The following is a 1196-nucleotide window of genomic DNA, read 5'->3' as shown; positions in this document are numbered from 1 at the left end:
GGTAAGCCCCCCATTTTTAAAGCGGCCTGAAGGTAGAGACTATGCGGCCAAGGCTAATTTCTGTTTTGGCGTGATACCGCCGATGGCCATGTTGGGGCGCTCGTGATTATAGGTCCATAGCCACCGGGTTGCGAATTCCTGCACTTCTTCGATACTATCGAACAGATAGTGAGCCAGCCAGTCGTAGCGAACCGTACGGTTATATCGCTCGATATAGGCATTCTGCTGAGGTTTGCCGGGTTGGATGAAGTCGAGAGTGATGCCCTGGCGTTTTGCCCATGCCATGAGCGTGGCACTGATGTACTCCGGGCCGTTGTCACAGCGAATACGATCCGGCCGGCCGCGCCATTCGATGATGCGATCCAGTGAACGGATGACGCGTTCGGACGGTAGCGAGAAATCGACTTCGATTTCCAGGCCTTCGCGATTGAAGTCATCAATGACATTGAACAGCCGGATACTGCGGCCGTCGGAGAGCTGGTCGTGCATGAAGTCCATCGACCACACCTGGTTGACTTCAGTGGGTTCGGCCAGTGCTTCAGGCTTCTCTCGCACCAGACGCTTCTTCGGCTTGATCCGTAAATTCAGCTCCAGCAGTCGGTAAATGCGATAGACCCTTTTGTGGTTCCAACGGTAGCCCTTGACGTTGCGCAGGTACAGGAAACACAAGCCAAAGCCCCAGTTGCGCTGGCTGTTGGTTAGCCGAATCAACCAGTCGCTGATCTCGGCATTCTCGGACGACAGCTTTGCCTGATACCGGTAGCAAGTCTTGCTGATGCCAAAGGCCTGGCATGCCAACCGAATGCTGACTCCCTTCTCGCTGATTGCCCGCTGCGCCATCTCCCGCCGCCGAGATGGCGCTACCACTTTTTTGATAGAGCCTCAGCGACGATTTCTGCTTTGATCCGCTCCTCGGCATACATCTTCTTGAGCCGCCGGTTCTCTTCTTCGAGTTCCTTGAGCCTGGCTATCATGGATGCATCCATCCCGCCAAATCGGCTACGCCACTTGTAAAACAGTGCGGAGCTCATGCCATGCTCCCGGCACAACTCCGGAACCGGTGTGCCAGCTTCGGCCTGCTTGAGTATGGCCATGATCTGGCTCTCCGAAAAACGCGACTTCTTCATGTAGAACTTCCTCTTTTTATTTGTGGAAAATTCTACCTTCAACTCCGTTTAATTTCCGGGGGGATTACC

At 54.3% G+C, this 1196-nt stretch carries 1 protein-coding gene; it reads right to left on the bottom strand.

Annotation, left to right across the window (positions count from 1 at the left end; all coding sequences use genetic code 11):
* Positions 1 to 39: 39 nt before the first annotated feature.
* Positions 40 to 1127 (bottom strand): IS3 family transposase gene (locus RY831_RS32955; protein ID WP_326510493.1). Its coding sequence is split into 2 segments (ribosomal slippage): positions 40 to 875 and positions 875 to 1127, totalling 1089 coding nucleotides; the frame shifts between segments, so codons are not numbered across the junction.
* Positions 1128 to 1196: the final 69 nt, after the last annotated feature.

The organism is Noviherbaspirillum album (assembly GCF_035916955.1).
Classification (GTDB): domain Bacteria; phylum Pseudomonadota; class Gammaproteobacteria; order Burkholderiales; family Burkholderiaceae_D; genus Noviherbaspirillum; species Noviherbaspirillum album.
Note: the sequence above shows the minus strand (reverse complement) of the source record. Positions and strands in the feature narration are given on the sequence as shown.